Origin of the sequence: thiotrophic endosymbiont of Bathymodiolus puteoserpentis (Logatchev) (assembly GCF_900127505.1) — a bacterium.
Taxonomy (GTDB): Bacteria; Pseudomonadota; Gammaproteobacteria; order PS1; family Pseudothioglobaceae; genus Thiodubiliella.
This window is the reverse complement of sequence record NZ_UEXF01000075.1, coordinates 30928-32819: the sequence shown is the minus strand read 5'-3', so window position 1 is coordinate 32819 and position 1892 is coordinate 30928. Positions and strand designations below refer to the sequence as shown.

General features: G+C 39.2%; 1 protein-coding gene. It reads left to right on the top strand.

The features are described 5' to 3' along the window. Positions 1-1892, top strand: a 1892-nt coding sequence (locus BHECKSOX2_RS09645) for a C80 family cysteine peptidase (protein ID WP_180323756.1), incomplete at both ends; no start/stop codon positions are given.

The window sequence follows — 1892 nt, the reverse complement described above, 5'->3', positions numbered from 1 at the left end:
AAAGTCACCAGAGATGCCGCCAAAGCGTTATTTGACAAACACCCTAACACCAGCGTTCTTGTTACACTGAATCGACAAGGAAAATTGGTTTTTCCAAGGGGCAAAGCATTTGCGCCTGATTCTAGTGTACGACTCAACATTGTTGGACATTCAGAAAAATTGGAAGAAGTGGGGGCAGCAAAGTTAGCAAATTACACCGATAAATTAGTGCGACACTACAAGATGGATTCAGCAGGCAGTCATGCCTATTTGAATCGTGCTGCGTTAGTGGGCTGTAAAAACAAAGCACTGAGTGAAAATTACGCTAAAGAGCTTTACACTCGAAGATATTTAAGAGACACTAGCGTTACAGGTAGATTGGGCGATATTCATGTGAACGAAGATGGCTCTAAAACCATGAATGAGAAGGATCAAAAAATCATTCATCGTTGGGATTATCTACGTGAAAGATCTACTTGGACAACGCAAAGCTCTAAGAATATTGCTAAAGTTTTAGATCATCTAAAATTGGGCTTAGATGGTGAAACCGCCTTAAATATTCCCGATTCATTGACTCATGAGGATATAGGCAGGCCTATTAACGAAGGCAGTACGAAAGTTGCTTACACCTTAAAGAACCATCCTGATCTATTGTTTTTACAACTGGAGGAAAATCCAGGAGAAAGCGATTATATTGAACAATTAAAAAACGAAGTTGAGTGGATTAATAAATTTAGAGAAATGGGTATTAAAACGCCAAAATATTTCAAGGCGCTTTCTATCATTGACGAAGCTGGTCAAGAACACCATGGTATTTTAGTTGAGCGTATTCATGACTCATTCATGGTAAAACCAGGGTGGGAGCCTCTTAAAGAAGAGCGCATAACACACAAAACACTGGTCGACATTCAGACTTTATTGCAACAATTTGCAAGCAATCCAGATTTGAGTATTGTTGATTTGCAAATGTTAGTAGGTAGAGATGGGCAACTTTATGTTATGGATCCAGCGAATTCTGATTCGTCGTCGGTTGAACCCCCGCACTATATGCATGATTCTTTACAAAAATTTAGGACAGAGGGTATAAGAGATTTGAGAAAGTGGAGAAACACCTCGATAAATGTTCTGAAAGCCTTTAACCAAAACGAAGGCGTGCACGCCATTTTGGTTAGCAAAGAGATGTTAGATCGTGATCCAGAATTTGAAGAAAGTCTATTAGATAAAGCACAAAAACAACAAGACCTTGTTGTTATGGGTTACGATTCAGAAGGTACAACCAAAGTGCTTTACGAGCCAAAAACCAACTATAAAATAGATAGAATTGAAGTAATGGTTGATAAAAGCAATCACTTTATTAGTAAAGCTCAAATGAAATCTTTAATAAGAGACAATCCTAAAGTGTCCAGTGATATGGTTTTCCGTCACGCACTCAAAAAAGACTTCAGCAATTACCGAAGTAACATTATCGTTCAAAACGGCAACAGCGAAGCCGCCGTCAAAGCCGCCCAATCCCTTGCCAATAAACACCCTGAGAGTAGCATTATTGTTCATTTTGATGACAATAACAAATTGGTTACATCAGACAACGAGATTTACACCCCTAAAGGCAATGTGCGCCTTAATTTTGTTGATCATGGAGAAAATTTTGCCAATGGTGAAAATGGCATGGATAAATTGACCGATAAAGTCAAGCAGATTTATGACACTTACGCCAATGAAAATACTCATTTTGAGCGCATTGCCCTAGTAGGTTGTGATACTACCAACATCAAGCAAGGTCTAGCTAGGAATTTTGCCAAAACGATTTACGACAATATGCCAGCACTAAGAACTGCACAAATAACGGGCAGAGGGGGCGAGGTAGAGATCAATGAAAACGGCACTAAGACGATGAAAACAGGAGGCACTAAAAC